22 protein-coding genes are annotated in these 18,061 nt (G+C 63.5%); 5 read left to right on the top strand and 17 right to left on the bottom strand.

Annotation, left to right across the window (positions count from 1 at the left end; all coding sequences use genetic code 11):
- Positions 1-236 precede the first annotated feature (236 nt).
- The 5 genes from A9D14_RS10960 to A9D14_RS10975 form a co-directional block, all read right to left on the bottom strand.
- A complete protein-coding gene (locus A9D14_RS10960) occupies positions 237-638 on the bottom strand; it encodes a YsnF/AvaK domain-containing protein (protein ID WP_157668198.1) in 402 nt (133 codons plus the stop codon).
- 81 nt (positions 639-719) lie between these two features.
- Complete coding sequence (locus A9D14_RS10965; protein WP_066846347.1) at positions 720-1,391, bottom strand: YsnF/AvaK domain-containing protein; 672 nt, start codon at positions 1,389-1,391, stop codon at positions 720-722.
- A 59-nt stretch (positions 1,392-1,450) separates the two neighbouring features.
- Complete coding sequence (locus A9D14_RS10970) at positions 1,451-1,921, bottom strand: hypothetical protein (RefSeq protein WP_066846350.1); 471 nt, start codon at positions 1,919-1,921, stop codon at positions 1,451-1,453.
- A gap of 69 nt (positions 1,922-1,990) precedes the next feature.
- Positions 1,991-2,275, bottom strand: a complete 285-nt coding sequence (locus tag A9D14_RS19830) for a hypothetical protein (protein ID WP_198302009.1) — start codon at positions 2,273-2,275, stop codon at positions 1,991-1,993.
- Positions 2,276-2,539: 264 nt separating this feature from the next.
- Positions 2,540-3,034 carry a YciE/YciF ferroxidase family protein gene (locus tag A9D14_RS10975; protein WP_066846351.1) on the bottom strand — a complete coding sequence of 165 codons (495 nt, stop codon included), beginning with the start codon at positions 3,032-3,034 and terminating at the stop codon, positions 2,540-2,542.
- A gap of 591 nt (positions 3,035-3,625) precedes the next feature.
- Here A9D14_RS10975 and A9D14_RS10980 point away from each other — a divergent pair.
- Both A9D14_RS10980 and A9D14_RS10985 read left to right on the top strand, forming a co-directional pair.
- A complete protein-coding gene (locus A9D14_RS10980; RefSeq protein ID WP_066848966.1) occupies positions 3,626-4,348 on the top strand; it encodes a Crp/Fnr family transcriptional regulator in 723 nt (240 codons plus the stop codon).
- Positions 4,349-4,574: 226 nt separating this feature from the next.
- Positions 4,575-5,603 (top strand): fatty acid desaturase, encoded by a 1,029-nt coding sequence (locus tag A9D14_RS10985; RefSeq protein WP_066848970.1) that lies wholly within the window; start codon positions 4,575-4,577, stop codon positions 5,601-5,603.
- Positions 5,604-5,817: 214 nt separating this feature from the next.
- On the opposite strand, the gene A9D14_RS10990 is transcribed toward A9D14_RS10985, so the two are convergent.
- A complete protein-coding gene (locus tag A9D14_RS10990; RefSeq protein ID WP_066846355.1) occupies positions 5,818-6,108 on the bottom strand; it encodes a hypothetical protein in 291 nt (96 codons plus the stop codon).
- Between the two features lie 176 nt (positions 6,109-6,284).
- Here A9D14_RS10990 and A9D14_RS10995 point away from each other — a divergent pair, with 176 nt between their 5' ends.
- On the top strand, positions 6,285-7,007 hold the full coding sequence (locus A9D14_RS10995) for a Crp/Fnr family transcriptional regulator (protein WP_066846358.1): 723 nt from the start codon (positions 6,285-6,287) through the stop codon (positions 7,005-7,007).
- A 32-nt stretch (positions 7,008-7,039) separates the two neighbouring features.
- On the opposite strand, the gene A9D14_RS11000 is transcribed toward A9D14_RS10995, so the two are convergent.
- From A9D14_RS11000 to glmU, 6 genes are all read right to left on the bottom strand, one after another.
- Positions 7,040-7,606, bottom strand: coding sequence for an ATP-binding protein (locus A9D14_RS11000; protein WP_066846361.1), 567 nt, complete (start codon positions 7,604-7,606; stop codon positions 7,040-7,042).
- Positions 7,607-7,732: 126 nt separating this feature from the next.
- A complete protein-coding gene (locus tag A9D14_RS11005; RefSeq protein ID WP_066846364.1) occupies positions 7,733-8,812 on the bottom strand; it encodes a transposase in 1,080 nt (359 codons plus the stop codon).
- A 44-nt stretch (positions 8,813-8,856) separates the two neighbouring features.
- Positions 8,857-9,072 (bottom strand): hypothetical protein, encoded by a 216-nt coding sequence (locus A9D14_RS11010; RefSeq protein ID WP_066846367.1) that lies wholly within the window; start codon positions 9,070-9,072, stop codon positions 8,857-8,859.
- A 278-nt stretch (positions 9,073-9,350) separates the two neighbouring features.
- On the bottom strand, positions 9,351-11,174 hold the full coding sequence (glmS, locus tag A9D14_RS11015) for a glutamine--fructose-6-phosphate transaminase (isomerizing) (protein ID WP_066846370.1): 1,824 nt from the start codon (positions 11,172-11,174) through the stop codon (positions 9,351-9,353).
- 24 nt (positions 11,175-11,198) lie between these two features.
- Entirely contained in the window at positions 11,199-11,513 is a 315-nt protein-coding gene (locus A9D14_RS11020) for a hypothetical protein (protein WP_066846374.1), read from the bottom strand.
- Positions 11,510-12,814: a bifunctional UDP-N-acetylglucosamine diphosphorylase/glucosamine-1-phosphate N-acetyltransferase GlmU gene (glmU, locus tag A9D14_RS11025; RefSeq protein WP_232468939.1), complete on the bottom strand. Its 1,305-nt coding sequence runs from the start codon at positions 12,812-12,814 to the stop codon at positions 11,510-11,512. Before glmU ends, A9D14_RS11020 begins: the two co-directional genes overlap by 4 nt.
- A 153-nt stretch (positions 12,815-12,967) precedes the next feature.
- On the opposite strand from glmU, the gene A9D14_RS11030 reads away from it, so the two are divergent.
- Positions 12,968-13,666, top strand: a complete 699-nt coding sequence (locus A9D14_RS11030; protein ID WP_066848975.1) for an HAD family hydrolase — start codon at positions 12,968-12,970, stop codon at positions 13,664-13,666.
- Between the two features lie 210 nt (positions 13,667-13,876).
- Here the strand turns inward: A9D14_RS11030 and A9D14_RS11035 are convergent, their stop codons facing one another.
- Both A9D14_RS11035 and A9D14_RS11040 read right to left on the bottom strand, forming a co-directional pair.
- A complete protein-coding gene (locus A9D14_RS11035; protein WP_232468507.1) occupies positions 13,877-14,884 on the bottom strand; it encodes a phytanoyl-CoA dioxygenase family protein in 1,008 nt (335 codons plus the stop codon).
- Between the two features lie 247 nt (positions 14,885-15,131).
- A complete protein-coding gene (locus A9D14_RS11040) occupies positions 15,132-15,617 on the bottom strand; it encodes a TspO/MBR family protein (protein WP_087910501.1) in 486 nt (161 codons plus the stop codon).
- A 108-nt stretch (positions 15,618-15,725) separates the two neighbouring features.
- On the opposite strand from A9D14_RS11040, the gene A9D14_RS11045 reads away from it, so the two are divergent.
- Complete coding sequence (locus A9D14_RS11045; RefSeq protein WP_066846377.1) at positions 15,726-16,178, top strand: GNAT family N-acetyltransferase; 453 nt, start codon at positions 15,726-15,728, stop codon at positions 16,176-16,178.
- Between the two features lie 28 nt (positions 16,179-16,206).
- On the opposite strand, the gene A9D14_RS11050 is transcribed toward A9D14_RS11045, so the two are convergent.
- The 3 genes from A9D14_RS11050 to A9D14_RS11060 are packed head-to-tail and all read right to left on the bottom strand — an operon-like array spanning position 16,207 to position 18,060.
- Positions 16,207-16,557 carry a DUF2794 domain-containing protein gene (locus A9D14_RS11050; RefSeq protein ID WP_066846380.1) on the bottom strand — a complete coding sequence of 117 codons (351 nt, stop codon included), beginning with the start codon at positions 16,555-16,557 and terminating at the stop codon, positions 16,207-16,209.
- A 37-nt stretch (positions 16,558-16,594) separates the two neighbouring features.
- Positions 16,595-17,359: a serine O-acetyltransferase EpsC gene (gene epsC, locus A9D14_RS11055; protein ID WP_083987872.1), complete on the bottom strand. Its 765-nt coding sequence runs from the start codon at positions 17,357-17,359 to the stop codon at positions 16,595-16,597.
- A 56-nt stretch (positions 17,360-17,415) separates the two neighbouring features.
- Positions 17,416-18,060 (bottom strand): ATPase, encoded by a 645-nt coding sequence (locus A9D14_RS11060; protein ID WP_066846382.1) that lies wholly within the window; start codon positions 18,058-18,060, stop codon positions 17,416-17,418.
- Position 18,061 lies beyond the last annotated feature (1 nt).

Consider the following 18,061-nt stretch of genomic DNA (forward strand, 5'->3'; position numbering starts at 1 on the left):
CGTTGCATCGGAACCTAGCGTGCCAGGCGCGTTATGCAAAAGCGGAAACGCCAATGGATGCCGTAACGTCGACTGCAATTCGGCCTTCGGCATTCCGGTTGGATGAAGGGCTTACCCGGAGGGAAATGACGGCTGGCCTGGGCATCTCGGTATATGGACCGGAGACGGCCTGCCCATGGAATTGATTGCGGACTTCCGGGATCGATCATCCGGAAGCTGACGGTCGGCGACCGGCGTTAGGTCCGGTCGATATCGACCTCGGTGCGGGTCAGTTCGATTTCCCTGCTGTCGGTGACGGTGCGTTTCGTGCGGCGGAGGTGGATTTCCTCGCGCAGTACCATTTCGATCGTGACCTTCAGCCGTTCTTCGACGACCGGGATGATGGTGACGTCGCCCTCTTCCCGGATTTCCGGATGCCGATCGACGACACGCCCCACGGCTACGCGCTCGACCGAGAGATCCTCCTGCGCCAATTCTTCGGCGACGGTCACGGATTCGGTCACCGGGCGCGTCGTTACGGACACCGAATGGCCATCGATTGGCCGCTTCCCGACCACCAGGCGCTCCTCGACGACGGGGATGGTGACGGTCTGGTCGCCCGGCTTCCCGGTTTGCGGATCGATGTTGTCGGCTGTCATGAAAATGTCCTTCGGTTCACGCGAACGGGCCGGATGTCGATTGGCGACATCCGGCCCGCGCATTAGTCGCTCTGGCGACGATCAGCGGCGGTCGCGGCCCCGGCTGTCGTTCGCATTCTTGTCGACGTCGACTTCCGTGTGGCGCACGGTTTCCTCGACATGCTCGACGCGGTCCTTGCCGGTCTTCTTCAGCACGACCTCGTCGGTGACGACCGCATCCTTGGCGACGACGAGTTCCTCGTCATGCTCGGTCATGGTCACCGTCTTGCCGTCGAGCAGCTTGTCGGCTTCGCGGCCCGAGACGCGGCGGTCCACTTCGCGGGTGTCGACGCTGACCGTCTCGTCGCGCAAAGCGACGTCTTCGGACACGGTATCGGACACGACCCGCGACCTTACGCCGATGGACTTGCCATGGTCAGCGGTGCGCTTGCCGATTGCGACGCGTTCCTCGACCACGGGAATGACTTCCTCGGAAACTGCGGCGCCGCCTTCCTTGGCATGGGCCATCGATGCCTCGCCATAGACAACGGCGTCATCATGGATTTCCAGCGGGCCGACGGCGCAACAACGGCCGTCTTCCAGGCGAACCGCCTCGACGCGGTTCTTGTCCCTACCAACGAGCAGGTCGGTAATGATGCCGTATTTCTCGCCGGTCGGGCTGACCAGCGGACGGCCACGGATATCCTGCGATTCGTGCTCGAGTTCGTAATTGTCAAGCGAGTCGAGATGTTCGTAGCGTGTGTCATGACGCATGGTTAAATTCCTTCGTTCTTGGGGGGAGGTGCATTGCCGCCCGAATTGGCGGCAAGGCTTCAGCTCACCATTTCGATGTCGGTTGCGTAGATGTAGCTTTCGGTACCGGCGGGGATCTCGGCCATGACGCCGGCGGGCAGTGCCTCGCTTGCGCTCATCACCGTGCCGTCGAGGTTCACGAGCGAGCCGACATTAATGTCGAATTCGCCTTCCGTGGCGGTACCGGGCGTCCGGGTCTGATCGAACAGCACCAGCATGTCCTGGCCGTTGGCGTCGACGCGAAAGGCCATGTCGCCAGTCAGCTCGGTAACGCGCACCTGGTCGAGGTTGACCGTATCGCCAATGGCCATCGCGGTCATGGCGGTACCGGCCATGGGCTCGGTCGCGACGGTGTCGTTGTCGGTATATTCGACGACGTCACCATCGTCGTTATCCAGCAGCCACCAGGCCAGCAGGATTATGGCCACGACGGCCAGGATAATCCAAAGCCACTTCTTGTCGGATTTCTCTTTTACCGGGATCTCTGCCATCGTGTTTTCTCCATTTTGAATCGATATGTTCTGGCGGCGCGCAACGATTGCGCTCGCCGCATAAGGTGATCAGCGCCAGCTGGCGGTTTCGCCGGGCCAGTAGCGCAAGGGCCGATCGCCCCTGGCAAGGCCCGCGGCGCGGGGGTTCATGCAATTGTCCTGCCGGTCGCTTGCGCAGATCTGGTATTCGGTGCCGCCCACCCGCACGACCTGCACCCTTCCGTCGGGACCGCGCGTCACAATTTCGGGGGACGCCGCCTTGAAATTGGCGGGCTTGTCCTGCGCGGAGACACTGGTCGAAGCCGATAATAAAATCGCAGCTGACGCTATTATCGATATACGGTTATCGACCATATCCCCTCTGCCATTCAGTATTTATCTTGTATTCATCTAAAGCAAACAGCGTATGCTTTCGTTCCGGACCGATCATAATATATTTCCAGAATTGGAATTGCTTGACCCGTTTTTTTGTGAAGAGCAGTCATTTTGGAATTCGGCCGCTCACGGTTGGGCTCAAAATGAGCTATGGCCGGAATATAAACTTGCAACAGATCGCATCGGCGCAATGCGGAATTGGCCGCGCAATAGCGTTGCCATTCGCTCCAAAGGCCCCGCCCTTTACGGCAGGGCACCAACGGAAGAACGTGCCAATTCGATCGCGCATCTGTCCGCACCGCAAATGTCGTCCAGCATCTCGCCCAGCCAGACGGCGTCGCGGTCCCTGCCCAGTGTTTCGGCCAGGTCCTTGGCGGTGCCAAAGCCTGCAATGCCGTAGTGGCTCATCCGCCTGAACTGTGCGATCGCGCTTATGGCGCGCAAGTCGTCGCCGATGTCGTCTGCCAGCACATGCTCGCGGGCTTCCTCGACAAGGCCCTCCATGCCCTTGCATCGTTCCCCGCCAAACTCGGCAATGTCGCAACCTTCGATCAACCGCTCGAGCACGATCATGTGATTGCCGATGCCTTGCACCGCGTCCGAAAGCATGCCCGCCAGATCTTCGCCGCGAACCCTTGCCGCCATCAGCCTCACGATCTGTCTCATCTGGTCATTGGCTGACAGGAGATGTTGAAGTTCGTCGAGATAGAGATCGTCGAGGGTCTTCGCAGCGCTCATTGTCGATCCTTGTGACTGTGGATGGGTTACTCGGGATGTGGGCCTGAAGATGTGTGCATGGGGATGGGACCCTAGGCCGTGAACTGGCGGGGGCAGAACCTCTCAGGCTAATTGCAAAGAAGACTCGACTTCGATTTTCTGCCGCGACCAAATCGATCAGGCTAACGTGATCGCGTTCTTCGGTCGAAACGATCGTCTGGCATGTTTCGAGGACGGCCCGCCCTGTCCGGAACCGTAATCCGGGCCATCAATCCGCGAACATTTCATTCTTTAATTCAATGTTTTCAGGCCGGTTACGTATTGATCCGAAATCGCTGTCCCAAACCCGGCAGCTCTCTTGTTATCGCGTCTTGAGACGACAGCCTTAATCATGATCAAGATTGCCGCATTTGTTTCGATTTGCTGCGCTGGAACAATCGATCGGATCGGGGATTTGATCTTACGAACTCTGTTTTCGGCCCCGCAAAAAGGCAGATTTCGTAAATGCCAGCCTGCTGCGTATGGCCGCGCAACAAGGCTTTCGGATTGGGCCTGTTCTATAGAAATTCCGCCGAACTTGGTTTATCCAGCCAACTCCAGGATGCTTCGCAATTGCAAAACGCCTTTGTCAGAAACCTGTCCCGGCGCGTTCAGCTTTCGAACGATGATGTGGGCCTGATAGAGGCAGCCTGTTCGACCGCCCGCCGCCTGCCCCCGAAGATGGATCTGATCTGCGAGGGCGACCGGCCCGGCCCGGTCTTCCTGTTCCTTGAAGGGTGGGGTTGCCGCTACAAGATCCTGCCCGAAGGTACGCGCCAGATCCTGGCGTTCATGCTCCCCGGCGATTTCTGCGACATGCACACGAATGTCCTGGACGAGATGGATCATTCGATCGCGACGGTAACCTCTGCGCTGGTCGCAACCATAGAGCGCCCCCGGCTGGATAATGTGATGGAGAGCAGTCCGGCGATCACGCGGGCATTCTGGATGATGCAACTGGTCGATCTGGGCGTGGCGCGATCGTGGATCGCCAGCATGGGGCGGCGGTCCAGCGAAGCGCGTGTCGCCCATTTGATGTGCGAGATGTATTTCAGGCTGAAATCGACCGAGCAGGTAGACGAAGACGCTTGCGCCATGCCGCTAAGCCAGATCCTTCTGGCCGATGCGCTGGGCATGACACCGGTCCATCTGAACCGTGTGCTGCGCGAATTCAGGAAGCGCGGCGTGATGTATCTGACCAAGGGCACCCTGGTCATTGCCGACATCAGGGAATTGATCCGAATCGCCGGTTTCGACGATACCTATCTGCATCGCCGATTGAACGAGGCGGCGTGACATCAGGCCGCCTTTCGTCCGATCGGATTGATCGTCATCAAGCGCACCGCAGCCGGTTGTCATTATAATGGTGGCAGCAAGCGGGTATTCACGCGAATGGCACTAGCAATGCGCTTCCAAACCCGTACCGGGCCACGAAGCGAAGCATGGAACAATGCCCGGCCACGGGCGAGGAGTTGAAGATCATTATCGTATCCAATCGCATGTCAGGCAGTTTCGCATGCTGATGGCCCGTTCCGACGACGACGCGGTCTTCATGAAGGAACTGGCCAGGCAGCTGTCGGCCTATGCCCGGCCCGCCACGTTTCGCAGCGTTTTCGAACTTGTCCTGACGCTGTCCCTGTTCGTTGGCCTGTGGGCCGCGATCTATGTCGGCCTGCAGGCAGGCTATTGGGCTGCCTATGTTCTTTCCATTCCGGCGGCTGGCTTGATGCTGCGGCTTTTCATCATCCAGCATGATTGCGGCCACGGCGCCTTTTTCGCCAGCAAGCGCGCGAACGACCGGGTCGGGGCCGTGCTGGGCGTGATGACGCTGACGCCCTATGCGGTCTGGAAAAAGGCCCATGCGCGGCACCATGCGACCTCTGGCAATCTGGCGCGGCGCGGGACTGGCGATATCGACACCTATACCGTGGCGGAATATCGGTCGATGTCGCGCATTCGGCGCTTTGCCTATCGTAGCTACCGCCATCCCGCGGTGATGTTCGGGATCGGGCCGGCGTTCCTGTTTCTGTTCCGCAACCGATTGCCGGTGGGCGACATGAAGGGTGGGTGGAAGCCGTGGATCAGCGCCATGGGCACCAATGGCGCGATCGTCGTCCTTATCGTGCTGATGTCGCTGCTGCTGGGGGTCGAGGCGGTTTTCCTGATCCATTTCCCGATCATCCTGCTTGCGGCATCGTTCGGCGTCTGGCTGTTCTTCGTCCAGCACCAGTTCGAGGAAACCCACTGGTCGGACGATGACGACTGGAGCTTTCACACCGCTGCGATACGCGGCAGTTCCTTTTACGCCCTGCCGCGCGCGCTGCACTGGCTCAGCGGAAATATCGGCTATCACCACATCCATCATCTTGTCAGCCGCATACCGTTCTATCGGCTGCCGCAGGTCATGAAGGATCACCCCGTGCTGGGCGAAATGGGCACGGTCACGATCCGCCAGAGCGTTAGCGGCATTAGGCTCGCGCTATGGGACGAGGAACGGCAGCGGCTGATATCGTTCCGGACCGCCAAGAGGTTGGAAACCGCCCGTTCCTGAGGGGGGGCCGGATCGCTCGCGGTCGGGTTCGATCAAAGTGCGCTGCTCGCATGTCCATGGCAAAAAGGCATGGGGCGGCGCCCGGTTGCGGTCACTGATCGGGCTCGGTCGGTTCGGAAATCTGGCGGCCGGCAAACCAGGTTTTTTTGAAACCTGGCGGCACGATGGCCCAAGGGTGAAGGACCCGATGCGCCCGTAGCTCGGCGGACGGTGGTCAGTTCGATTCCGAGCTATCCGTATCGATTTTCAGGCTCTTGTGAATGGCGCTCAAGATCGCGATCGACCTGTCCGTCGCCGGGGACCTTTCGCCCGAATCGACCGACATCTCCTCGATCACGTCGAACGCCACCTCGATAACCTCGACGGCGTCGGCAGAGGTGATGATGGCGCGCGCAACAAGCGCATGGATGAGGCTTTCGACCAGCAGCACGGCTGCCTGGCCATTGGAGTCACCTTCGGCGGGAAAGGATTTCGATCCGGGATCGTCGTTGTGTGCGCTCGTCATCTGTCTGCTCCGGTCCAGGCGAGAGCAATTCGATCTCCCAGCCGCCGGAGCCTGATGCGGTTCGACGATGGCATCCCTTTATCCGGCTTCGGAACGGCGTGGCAATTACCCAAATCAACTTTCGACAATAATCTTGAACAATATAAAAGCTGAATCGGATGTGGGAGAAGTACTCCATGTCCAATCGCTTTCTCGATAAGCTCCTCACATTCGGCACGCTCGATGCCGAGACGGCCAGCGCGGTCGAGGCTGCGACGTCGCAGCCAAGATCGCTGCCGGCCAAGCACGATCTGATCCGCGAGGGGGACCGCCCGGGCCCCGTGTTCGTGGTTCTCGAAGGGTGGGCTTGCCGTTACAAGATACTGCCGAGCGGAACGCGGCAGATCCTGGCGTTTCTGATGCCGGGCGATTGCTGCGATCTGCATATCGGCCTGCTGGCGGAAATGGACCACGGCATCCAGACCGTCACCTCCGCCAGGGTCGCGACAATCTCCCGGGAATTGATGGACGAACTGATGGACCATCACCCCTCGTTCGAGCGGGCCATGTATATCACCCAGCTTGTCGACGAGGGTACGATGCGTTCATGGATCACGAGCATGGGCCGCCGCACGAGCATCGAGCGCGTGGCGCATCTGATGTGCGAACTCTATCTTCGGGGGCGTCACATCGGTCTTTCCGACGCACCCCACTTCGCGCTCCCGCTGTCGCAGATCATGCTGGCGGACGCCTTGGGAATGACGCCCGTCCATCTGAACCGGGTGCTGAAGGAGTTGCGATTGCACGGGGCCATGGCGCTCAAACGCGGCAGCCTCTCCATCACCGATCCGGCGAAACTGACACGTATCGCCGGCTTCGACGACAACTACCTCCATCGCCATCTTCGCGGCGCAGGCTGACCTGTCGTGTCACAAGGCGCGGTCGTCCGGGGTCAGGCCGGGGCGGCAGGCATGCTCACCACGACGCCCCATCCTTTCGCTTCCAGGCCATGGGTCGTCTGGAACTCGGCATCCAGTATCGATCCCAGGCGCCCGATGAGCGTGCTGCCTTCGCCGCCGCCAGTATCGGAATGGGCGACATGACCGATCCCATTGTCCCGGACGTCGAGGCGAACGCGGCCCTGGTCCTGGCCGAAGACAAGACTGATCCGGCCGCCCTGCCCTGACGGAAAGGCGTATTTGAGCGTATTGATGATCAGTTCGCTGGCGATCAGGACCAGTGCGCGGCGTTTTTCCTGCGACAGGCTGATCGGCTCCACATTGACCTCGCACACGATGTGCCTGGCTTGTCCGAAAATGGCCGCCAGCCCGTCGACAACGTCCGCGAGCATCGCGGAACATTCGACGTCGCAAATTTCGCCATCGTCCTGGGCGAGCCTTGCAAACAGGCTCGACAGGGCCTCGATCTCGCGCGTCGCGCGGTCGCTCAGCCATTCCCTTGAAGGGTTCGACGCCACATTCGCCAGCGAGGACGCCAGCTGGACACCCGCAACAACCATGATTTTGGCGCCGTGATTGGGCGGGTTGCGGGGATTGCCGCGAGAGACGCTATTGGAAAGGTTGGATTGGCCAATTTTCGGTGATGTCTTTGGGCTTCCGGGCCTTTTTGTCGATTTCAGGCGCACCTATCCCGTGGCTGCACATCGCTCATGGAAGATCAGGCGGTCGAAGTTGTAGGCGAGATTAGCCAGCGTGAGTTTTGCCTGCGCCCTGGCGAGCCCGATGGTCCGGATGAATAGACCATAGCGATTCTTCTGGTGCGCAAAGACGTGCTCCACCTTGGCCCGCACGGCCGATTTCGCGGCATTGGCGCGCGCGATGCGCTCGGGCATCGGTTTGCCCTTGGGCTTTCTGCGATGGATGCGGCTCGTGAGCATGTTGCGCGCCAGCCATGTCTCGTTCTTCTGGCTGCGATAGGCGCTGTCGGCCCAGACATCGCCAGCGGTGTTGGCGGTGTCGATCACCCGGCGCAACTGGCGCCCGTCGCTGTCGGCGGCCGATGTCACCGCTGCTTTGCGAATAAAGCCGAAGCGCCGGTCGATGCTGATATGCGACTTGTAGCCAAACACGGGTGTGGCGATCTGCGGCAGCGGGGTGCCGTCGGGACGATAGCGGACCTTGCCGCCGATCTTCAACGTCCAGCGTGCATCGACATCCTTCTGGTGAGCCTTGTTCGGCTTGCTGCGCCAGATCTGCCTGGCTGACTTGCCGGCTTTGATCGCGGCCTTCTCGTCCTCGGTGTTGCGCTGCTTGGGCGCGGGCACCAGCGTGGCATCGACGATCTGACCGCCCATCGCCAGGTATCCTGCCTCGCGCAGTTGCTGTTCGAACGCCTGCATCAACGCCTCAAGCGTGCCGCTCTCGGTGAGCCGGTTGCGATAGTGACGGATGGTGTTCTCGTCCGGCATCGCGCCGCCAAGGTCGAAGCCGAAGAAGCGCATCCAGCTCAGGCGATCTCTGATCATGAACTCCATGCGCGCATCCGACAGATTATGCTGCGCCTGAACCACCAGCACTTTGAACATCGCCACGGGATCGAAGGCCGGGCGACCGCCCTTGGCGCCATCGCTATAGCCAAGCCCGCGGGTCAGAAGCGGCCGGAAGCGTTCAAACTCAACCGTGCCCGCCAAAACCTCCAGCGGATCGCCGTCCTTGCTCAGCCGGTCCAAGTGCTCCGCAAGCGAAAACAGGCTGTGTGGCTGCATCGATGCTCTCCTTCCAATGCCCCGAGTGAATCACAGCACGTGCCTCAAAGCGAGGGGTTTTTGCGGGTGTCCAGCTGCGCCAGGTTCCTGGCCCTATGGATCGCGTCAGCGCGCCAAAGCGCCTGTCTTTCATCGTCGCCCAGGATATGCGCCACGATCGGACTTTGCTGTGAAGGAGCGAAAAGCTGCAGGATGCGCAGCTCCATCGCTTCGGAAGACCCTTGAATATCACACGCGATTTTCGCCGCCCCGTCGTCCATTGGAATTCTCCAATTGCCCCGAGGATCGTATCAAACCGTGCAATAAACTTATTATGATGGATCAATATTTGGAATTATTGACAAATTAAGCATGTTTGGTGGCTTTGGAGGGGGCTTTCCTAATTTACCGGAACTCGAGACGTTCCGCGCAAGGCACACGCTATCGATCAATCCGATGCTGGCATATCCAACGCCGATCGCTATCCCGAAACCAAATCGCTGCACCAGCCAGCGTCCGAAAGACAAATCACCCCCAGAAGCTGTTTTCCTGCCTCCGCCTATTCGACGGTCACCGACTTCGCCAGGTTGCGCGGCTGGTCCACGTCGGTGCCCTTTGCGACGGCGACGTGATAGGCCAGCAACTGGACCGGCACGGCATAGACCAAAGGCGCGATCAGCGGGTGGACCTTGGGCATCTCGATGGTGGCCAGGCAGCCCTCGCCCGCTTCCTCGATGCCTTGCGCGTCGCTGATCAGCACGATCTTGCCGCCGCGGGCGCGCACTTCCTGCATGTTGGACACGGTCTTTTCGAACAGCGGCCCCGAAGGGGCAAGCACCACCACCGGCACCAGATCGTCGATCAGCGCGATCGGGCCATGCTTCATCTCGCCGCTCGCATAGCCCTCGGCGTGGATATAGCTGATTTCCTTCAGCTTCAGCGCCCCTTCCAGCGCCAGCGGATAGTCCGGCCCGCGCCCCATGTAGAGCACGTCTCGCGCGGGGGCGATCAGGTGCGCCATGGCCGCGATGTCATCGTCATGGTTAAGCGCGGCATTCAGGCATGCCGGTGCTTCCAGCAGATGATCGACGATGGCGCGCTCTTCCGCGGCGCTCAGCCTGCCCTTCTTCACTGCGAAATGCGCGGCCAGCGCGGCCAGCACGGCAAGCTGGCAGGTGAACGCCTTGGTCGATGCCACGCCGATCTCCGGCCCGGCATGCGTCGGCAGCAGCAGGTCCGCCTCGCGTGCCATGGAACTGGTCGGCACGTTGACGACGACCGCGATGGTCTGACCCGCCTGCTTGCAATGGCGAAGCGCGGCGAGCGTGTCGGCCGTCTCGCCGCTCTGCGAGATGAACAGCGCCAGCCCGCCGGGTTCCAGCACTGGATCGCGGTAGCGGAACTCGGACGCCACATCGATGTCGACGGGCACGCGGGCGAAGGTCTCGAACCAATATTTCGCGACCATTCCGGCATAGAAGCTGGTGCCGCATGCGACGATGGTGATGCGGTTGATCCGGGTAATGTCAAAGTCGATCTGCGGCAGAGCGACGGTCCGTTCAAGCTGGCGGACATAGCTGCGCAGGGTCTGCGCCACCACGGTCGGCTGCTCGAAAATTTCCTTCTGCATGAAGTGGCGGTAATTGCCCTTTTCGATCGCTGCCGCGCTGGCGCCCGATTTGGTGACGGGCCGCTCGACCGGATTGCCATCGGCGTCGAAGATCTGCGCGCCATCGCGGGTGACGATGACCCAGTCGCCTTCTTCCAGATAGGTGATGTCCTGCGTCAGCGGCGCCAGTGCCAAGGCATCCGACCCCAGATAGGTCTCACCATCGCCATAGCCCACCACCAGGGGCGAGCCGAGCCGCGCGCCGATCAGCATGTCGGGCGCCTGGCGAAATGCCATCGCCAGGGCGAACGCACCGCGCAGCATCGGCAGCACTTCGCGCACCGCTTCTTCGGGCGACATGCCCTGCTCTATCCGCAGCGAGAGGAGGTGGACCACGACCTCGCTGTCGGTCTCGCTTTCGAAGGTGCGGCCCTGCCCGCGCAGTTCCTCGCGCAGGGGGCGGAAATTCTCGATGATGCCATTGTGCACCAGCGCCACTTCCGGCGTGGCGTGGGGATGGGCATTCGCCTCGGTCGGGGCGCCATGGGTGGCCCAGCGGGTATGCGCGATGCCGACCTCGCCCGCCGCGGGGCGGGCGGCGACTTCGCGCGCCAGATTGGCAAGCTTGCCCTCGGCCCGGCGGCGGATCAGCGCGCCGTCGTGGATCGTGCAGATCCCCGCGCTGTCATAGCCGCGATATTCCATGCGCTTCAGCCCGTCGATCAGGCGCTCCGCTACGGGCTGCGTGCCCACGATACCGATAATACCGCACATCTAGTCCATATTCCTTCTGCCCCGTCAGTGCGGGAAATGCGTGTCGACGAAATGCCGCGTGAATTCGCGCGGATCAGGCGGGGTGCCGCCGTTCGCCTTCATGAATTTGATCGCGCCCTTGTTCCACACCTCGCGGATGGCCAGCGTCATGCCGGGGCGGAAGTTCATGCGCTGCTCGACGATGGACTTCCAGTCGCCCTCCAGCCCATAAGCCTTGCGCATCTGCGGCTCCATGTCCTTCAGCGCCTTTTCCGCGTCCGCATGCATGCAGCCGGTCGCCGCCAGAACATAGCTGTCGAGCAGCCGCAGGAACGGCTTGCCCTGATAGCGGTCCGTCACTTCGCTTCCTTCTGCTTCTTCTTCATCGCGTCGTGGAAGCGGTCTGCCCAGCCTGGCTTTACCAGCTGTTCGCCGCGGACCAGGCGAAGCTCTCCGTCGCCGACGTCGCGGGTCACCGCGCTGCCCGCCGCCACGATCGCGTCGGCGCCGACCCGAAGCGGGGCGATCAGCGAGGAGTTCGAGCCGATGAAGGCGCGCTCCCCGATCTCGGTCCGGTGCTTGAAATAGCCGTCGTAGTTGCAGGTGATCGTGCCCGCCCCGATATTCGCGCCCGCACCCACCGTGGCATCGCCCAGATAGGTCAGGTGATTGGCCTTGGCCCCCGCGCCCAAAGTGCTGTTCTTCACCTCGACGAAATTGCCGACCTTGGCGCCCGCTTCAAGCACTGCGCCGGGGCGCAGGCGGGCATGGGGGCCGACTTCGCAGCCCTCGCCAACGCTGGCGCCTTCCAGATGACTGAAGGCCCGGATCTTTGCATTGGGCGCCACATTCACGCCGGGGCCGAAGACCACATTGGGTTCGACCACCACATCCTCGGCCAGCATGGTGTCCCAGCTGAAGAACACGGTCTGCGGCGCGCGCAGGGTGACGCCGTCCGCCATCGCCTCGGCCCGGCGGAAATCCTGCCACTGTGCTTCCGCTTCGGCGAGTTCGGCGCGGCTGTTGATGCCGGCGACCTCGCTTGCCTCGTCGGTTTCGACCACGGCACAGGCCTGACCGTCGGCGGCGGCGAGGTTGACGATGTCGGGCAGGTAATATTCGCCCTGCGCATTGTCGTTGCCGACCCGGTCGAGCAGCGCAAACAAAGCCTCCCCCCGGACGGCCATCACGCCCGAATTGCACAAGGTGCAGGCGCGCTCTTCCTCGGTGGCGTCCTTGTGTTCGACCATCCTGGCGATGCGGCCATCGTCGCCCGCGATGATGCGGCCATAGGTCCTTGTGTCGTCGGGCCGGAAGCCCAGCACCACCGCGGTGGGCGCGTCATCGCCGTGCAGCCGCCGCTGCATCGCCTGCATCGTGGCGCTGCGCAGGAAGGGCACGTCGCCATACAGGATCAGCACGTCGCCCGAATGGCCCGAAAGCGCCTCGCGCGCCTGCAGCACCGCGTGGCCGGTGCCCAGCTGGCGGTCCTGCACCGCGAAATCCGCCTTGCCCTTCAGCGCGCGTTCCACCTGTTCGCGCAGATCGCCGGTGACGACGATGGTGCGCGACGGGTTCAGCGCGGCGGCGCTGGCCATCAGATGCTCTATCATCGGCCGGCCGGCGATGGGGTGCAGCACCTTGTGCAGCGCGCTTTTCATGCGCGTGCCCTTGCCTGCGGCCAGGATGATGATGGCTAGCTCATTCGTTTCTGTCACGGCGATTCCGGTAATGCAAAAGGCGTCAGGTTCGCGGGCAGGCTTGCCAGCAAATGGTTGCGGTTTCCATACTCGCAAGGCATGCGCGCACAGGCAATGTCCGAACGCCCGAACCCGTCCACCAGTTTCCCGTCCATTCGCTTTGGCGCCGTCGGTTTCGACCTCGACGGCACGCTGCTCGATACCGCGCCTGATATCGCGCATGCCCTGAACCACGCCTTGCAAATGGCGGGCCGCCCCGCCCTTCGGCTTGAGGAAGTGCGCCCGATGATCGGCGGCGGGGCTAAGAAGCTGCTGGCCAGGGCGCTGGGCGGCGGCGAGCGCGTGCCGGATGACGAGCTGGAGCCGCTCTATGCCGAGCTGCTCGATCATTACCGCGCGCATATCGCGGTCGAGACGCGCGCCTATGACGGGCTGGAGCGGGCGCTCGACGAACTGGCGGCGCGCGGCATCAGGCTGGGGGTCGCGACCAACAAGCTGGAAAGCCTTGCGGTGCATTTGCTGCAGCAGATGGGACTGGCAGGCCGCTTCGACTGCATCGTGGGCGGCGACACGCTGGGCACCGAGCGCGCCAAGCCAAGGCCCGACATGCTGCACCATCTGGCGCAGCGCTGCGGCGGCGGGGCAATGGCCTTCGTCGGCGATTCCGCGTTCGACGTAAAGGCGGCGCAGGCGGCGGGCATGCCCGCCATCGCGGTCAGCTTCGGCTATCCGGGCATGGCGATCGGCGAACTGGGCGCGGACCGGGTCATCGATCACTACGACGAATTATTGCCCGCGCTCGCAGCTTTGTAGCAGTCCGGTTTACACAGGCGACATGTCCTACACAGGCTGTCACCTGCCCCGGCGCCGCGGAAATCCGCCGGTTCCGGCCGATCGGTTGACACCATGGGGTGCTGGAAAAAGATCGACACTGCGAAAGAGCCCGCGCGCCGGAAACGCGCGCATCACGGCATGGCAGCGGCGCGGCGTGTAGGACAATAAATTGGCGCTGCCCGCGCAGCGCTAGCGGCGGCGGGGGATGCGCCTTTTCAGCCGCGCGGCGAGGCCGGGCGGGGATCGGCGGGGATCGGCGACCGCTTCGCCCAGATAGGAATTCGGGCGGGGCGTCCCGTCCTCTACCGACACCAGGTTGCGCAGCGCCAGCCGGCCCAGCGGCTCGTCGGAAAAGGCGGGCGTGTAATAGATGCAGTCCTCGAAGAAATAATGCGTGACCTGCGACCAGCGGGTCAGCGTCGGATCGGTCTGGCGGCTGCCGCCGTGCAGCAGGTTGGCGCACCAGATCAGCGCCTGCCCCTTGCGCGCCAGGAATGTCTCTTGCGTCTTGCCATGCGTTTCGCACATCGCCTGCCACGCATCGCCATAGGGATCCTGCGCCGACTGCAGCTCGCTGCCATAGCCGCGGCGGCCGATCAGCGCATTGGTGAAGATCGGCCAGCGATGCGATCCGCGCACGTAGAACAGCGGCCCCGCCTCGGCCGGGACATCCTCCATCGCCAGCCAGACACCGCACATGAAGCGTTCGGGAAGGCTTGAGAAATGCACCGAATCGGCATGCGCCGCCTGCTGCGTGCCGACGGGGAAGTTCAGCGTCTGGAACGGGAAGGCGCGCCGTCCATACAGCCTGGAAAGCAGGTCCAGAACCTGGCCGTTCGACGCGATCGCGTGCACGTCCTCGTCGCTGCGCCAGGCATCCTGGATGCGCCGCTCGCCGCGGGTCTTGTCGGCGGCGGGATCGGCGAAATCGATGCCGAAGCCGGGGCCAAGGTTGCGCTGGATCCGGTCGATCCTGGCGTCGATGTCGGGGTCGGGAAAGTCGATGACGCCAAAGCCGTCGTCATGCAGCTGGCGGGCCAGCGCCTTTTCCTGGTCGGTGAAGCCGTCCAGCGGCTCGCTTTCGAAGATCGGCGATTCGATCAGCGGCACGCCGGGAAACAGCGACGCGGTCCTGGTCGCGGATGGGGCATTCTGGTCCGACACTTCTGCCTGCCTTGTCGATGGAGCCATGGTCATGGGGCTGCGCCGCTTGCGCGCATGCATCAGCGGGATTGGCGCAATGGCAGGCGATCCGCAAGCGGATTGCCGCCGGGTCAGCCGCATTGGCTGCGGACAAACGGGCCGGGGGTGCCGGGTGTGACGACTGACGGACGTCCGCGATGGGCCACTAAAAGACATTCCGCTTGTAAGTCAGGTCGCAGGAGAAGCGGCCTTTCCGCTGTTCGATCCCGCCCCCAAGCCAAAGCAGGGCAGCACGCGGCGGTCAGCCGGACGGGTGGCGGGTGAAGGGGCCGTTCAGCCGGACGATGGACCAGTTCAGCAGGGCCGCGAAGCTGACCCAGGCGAGATAGGGCACGATCAGCCAGCTTGCCAGCACCGACCATTCGCGCAGGAATACGCAAAGCGACAGCACCGACAGCCACAGGAACGGCACTTCGATCAAGGCCCAGTCCGGCCGTCTGGCCTTGAAGAACAGCGGGGACCACAGGAAGTGGACCACGCCGTTCACCAGATAGAGCGCCAGCAGGAACGCGGTCTCTCCGCGCTGCGCGGCGGTGTCCCAGCATAGCACGAAGGCCCATGCGGCCAGCCCCAGAATGATGGTCCAGGCAGGGCCGAACAGCCAGTCGGGCGGCTGCCAGCGCGGCTTGTCGAGCCCGCGATACCAGTCGCCGATGGGGGTCAGCAGCGCTCCGCCTGCAAGCAGGACAATCGCCCAGACGGCGGCGAACGAGATCGGAAACACCATGCCCGGTCATAGGCGCGGCGCGCGGCGCTGGCAAACGGATGCGCGGCGCTGGATCGGGATGAAGCGGCGCGGTAATGCCGCCGCCGAACGACGATGAGGGAAGCGGGCATGGATGTCGCATACAGGCAGGAAATGGTGAGCGCGGCGGAATTCGCCGAGCTGCTCGAACGGTCGGGGCTGGCGGCAAGGCGCCCGGTTGGCGATCGCGCCCGTCTTCAGCGGATGATCGACCATGCCGACCTGATCGTGACCGCCCGGATCGGGGCGGGCCGGATCGGGGCGGGCGGGATGGGGACTGCCGGGGCTGGCGACAACGGGCGGCTGGTCGGCATCGCGCGTTCGCTGACCGACTGGTCCTATGCGGCCTATCTGTCGGACCTTGCGGTGGATGCGGCCTATCAGAAAAAGGGGATCGGCAAGCGGCTGATCGCCGAAACGCGCAGGCTGGCGGGAGAGGAGGCGATGCTGCTGCTGGTCGCCGCGCCCGATGCGGCGGGCTATTACGACGGGATCGGCATGGCGCGCAGCGACCGCGCGTTCCTGTACCCCAGGGCCAGATAGCGGATGGGCCTGCGGATCGGAAGCCCGCCTAGTCCTCGACGATCTTGAGCAGGCGGCGTTCAAGCAGCGATAGGACGCCCGCCAGATCGTGCCCGCGCTTCAGCACCTGGCCCGCTTCGCCGAACAGGGTCCACATGCCCTGGCGGCTGCGCAGCGCGGGGCATTTCTCGATCCGGACCTGCGGGCGTTCGGCGGCGCGGCGAAAGGCGGAGAAGCTGGCGGCGTCCCTGCCGAAATCCATCGCGTAATCGCGCCACTGGCCCGCCGCGACCATCCGGCCATAGAGGTCGAGGATGCGGCCCAGTTCCAGCCGGTCGAACCCGATCTGCTGCGGGGCGGAGCGATGCGGGCCGCGCGGAAGGGGGACGACATTGTTCACGCCGCGCTCCTGCCGGAGGGGCGCATGACGCGGTCACTCATCCGTTGCCGACCTCGTCCTGCCGGTCGCCGCGGCCCAGTTCGGGCACGTGCTCGCGCTGCGGCGCTTCGCTGTTCCGGCGCGGCATGGGCAGCGGCCCCTGCCCCTCGGCGGCGCGCAGGCGGTCGATCTCGGCCTTGAGCGCGGCGATCTGCTCCTCAAGCTCGTCCACGCGGGGCACCACCGGTTCGCACGGGTCCTTGCAGGGCGTGCCATAGGGCATGAACTGCCGCTGATAGGTTTCCGCCGCGACCAGGGTCGACCGGGCCTTCTGCCCGATCATCGTCGCGCCTTCGGGCACATCCTCTATCACCACGGCGGCGGCGCCGATGCGCGCGCGCTGCCCGATGGTGACGGGGCCGATGATCTGCGCGCCCGATCCCACGATCACCCCGTCGAGCAGCGTGGGGTGCCGCTTGCCCGGAATGCCGTTGGTCGGATTGGTGCCGCCCAGCGTGACGCATTGATAGATCGTGACATTGTCGCCGATCTCGGCCGTTTCGCCGATGACCGAAAAGCCGTGGTCGATGAAGAAATTGCGCCCGATCCTGGCGCCCGGATGGATGTCGATCGCGGTCAGGAAGCGGGCGAAATGGTTCACCACGCGCGCCAGGAAGAACAGCCCGCCGCCATACAGCCAGTGCGCGATGCGGTGCATGCCCAGCGCCAGCACGCCCGGATACAGCAGCACTTCCCAGCGCGAGCGGGGCGAAGGATCGCGATCCGCCACGGAATCGAGATAGGCGATCAGTCGTTCAAACATCGCGTCATACTCGCACTTGCCGCGCCCTATCGCAAGAAGGGCCTGTTTCGTGATCGCTAGAGCAGGTCGCCCTGCTCGCCCATGCCGCCGCCGCCAAGCGTGTCCAGCGCCTCGCGCCAGACGGCCAGCGTCGCGGGGACCTTGCGTTCGAGGCTGATGCGGTCGATCTCGGCCACCAGCGCCTCTATCCCGGCGAAGCTGCGCGGTGCGCGCGGCACCAGATAGGTGGTGGCCCCGTCGGCCAATGCAAGACCGCGCGCCTCGGCATGGGCCTCGATCAGCCCCTCGATCATCGTGTCGCCGGGCGGGTCGATCCGCAGGTTCAGCGCCGCGCCCAGCCGCGAGCCCAGGTCGGGGAGCGACACCTGCCAGCCGTCCGGCACCGGAGGTCCGATAATCAGCAGCGGGCGCTGCGCTTCCTGCGCGCGGTTCCAGCGGTGGAAGATCGCGTCCTCCTCCATCGCCTGTGCGTCGTCGATGGCGTCGCCCAGGCCGCTTGCCGCGAACCAGCGCGCGATCAGCGACTTGCCCGAACGCGGTTCGCCCCACAGCAGCGCGGTGCGGAACGGCCAGCTTGCGGCATGGCGGCAAGCGTCCAGCACGCCTTCGTTCGCGGGGCCGACCACGATGCGGACAGCGCCGCCGGGCCGGATCAGCGGCAGCGGGATCTGGCCCGCGAAAGGCTTGCCGGGATGGGGCATG

It is taken from the genome of Croceicoccus marinus (assembly GCF_001661675.2).
Taxonomy (GTDB): Bacteria; Pseudomonadota; Alphaproteobacteria; order Sphingomonadales; family Sphingomonadaceae; genus Croceicoccus; species Croceicoccus marinus.

Bases quoted from the DNA above. Each gene is read 5' to 3' on its own strand.
- A9D14_RS10985 (WP_066848970.1), top strand. From the start codon at position 4,575: ATGGCCCGTTCCGACGACGACGCGGTCTTCATGAAGGAACTGGCCAGG.
- A9D14_RS10975 (WP_066846351.1), bottom strand. From the start codon at position 3,034: ATGAGCGCTGCGAAGACCCTCGACGATCTCTATCTCGACGAACTTCAA.
- A9D14_RS10960 (WP_157668198.1), bottom strand. From the start codon at position 638: ATGACAGCCGACAACATCGATCCGCAAACCGGGAAGCCGGGCGACCAG.
- A9D14_RS11005 (WP_066846364.1), bottom strand. From the start codon at position 8,812: ATGCAGCCACACAGCCTGTTTTCGCTTGCGGAGCACTTGGACCGGCTG.
- glmS (WP_066846370.1), bottom strand. From the start codon at position 11,174: ATGTGCGGTATTATCGGTATCGTGGGCACGCAGCCCGTAGCGGAGCGC.
- A9D14_RS11060 (WP_066846382.1), bottom strand. From the start codon at position 18,060: ATGCCCCATCCCGGCAAGCCTTTCGCGGGCCAGATCCCGCTGCCGCTG.
- A9D14_RS11000 (WP_066846361.1), bottom strand. From the start codon at position 7,606: ATGGTTGTTGCGGGTGTCCAGCTGGCGTCCTCGCTGGCGAATGTGGCG.
- A9D14_RS10990 (WP_066846355.1), bottom strand. From the start codon at position 6,108: ATGACGAGCGCACACAACGACGATCCCGGATCGAAATCCTTTCCCGCC.
- epsC (WP_083987872.1), bottom strand. From the start codon at position 17,359: ATGTTTGAACGACTGATCGCCTATCTCGATTCCGTGGCGGATCGCGAT.
- A9D14_RS11035 (WP_232468507.1), bottom strand. From the start codon at position 14,884: ATGACCATGGCTCCATCGACAAGGCAGGCAGAAGTGTCGGACCAGAAT.
- glmU (WP_232468939.1), bottom strand. From the start codon at position 12,814: ATGAAAAGCGCGCTGCACAAGGTGCTGCACCCCATCGCCGGCCGGCCG.
- A9D14_RS11045 (WP_066846377.1), top strand. From the start codon at position 15,726: ATGGATGTCGCATACAGGCAGGAAATGGTGAGCGCGGCGGAATTCGCC.
- A9D14_RS10965 (WP_066846347.1), bottom strand. From the start codon at position 1,391: ATGCGTCATGACACACGCTACGAACATCTCGACTCGCTTGACAATTAC.
- A9D14_RS11030 (WP_066848975.1), top strand. From the start codon at position 12,968: ATGTCCGAACGCCCGAACCCGTCCACCAGTTTCCCGTCCATTCGCTTT.
- A9D14_RS10970 (WP_066846350.1), bottom strand. From the start codon at position 1,921: ATGGCAGAGATCCCGGTAAAAGAGAAATCCGACAAGAAGTGGCTTTGG.
- A9D14_RS11010 (WP_066846367.1), bottom strand. From the start codon at position 9,072: ATGGACGACGGGGCGGCGAAAATCGCGTGTGATATTCAAGGGTCTTCC.
- A9D14_RS10995 (WP_066846358.1), top strand. From the start codon at position 6,285: ATGTCCAATCGCTTTCTCGATAAGCTCCTCACATTCGGCACGCTCGAT.
- A9D14_RS11040 (WP_087910501.1), bottom strand. From the start codon at position 15,617: ATGGTGTTTCCGATCTCGTTCGCCGCCGTCTGGGCGATTGTCCTGCTT.
- A9D14_RS19830 (WP_198302009.1), bottom strand. From the start codon at position 2,275: ATGGTCGATAACCGTATATCGATAATAGCGTCAGCTGCGATTTTATTA.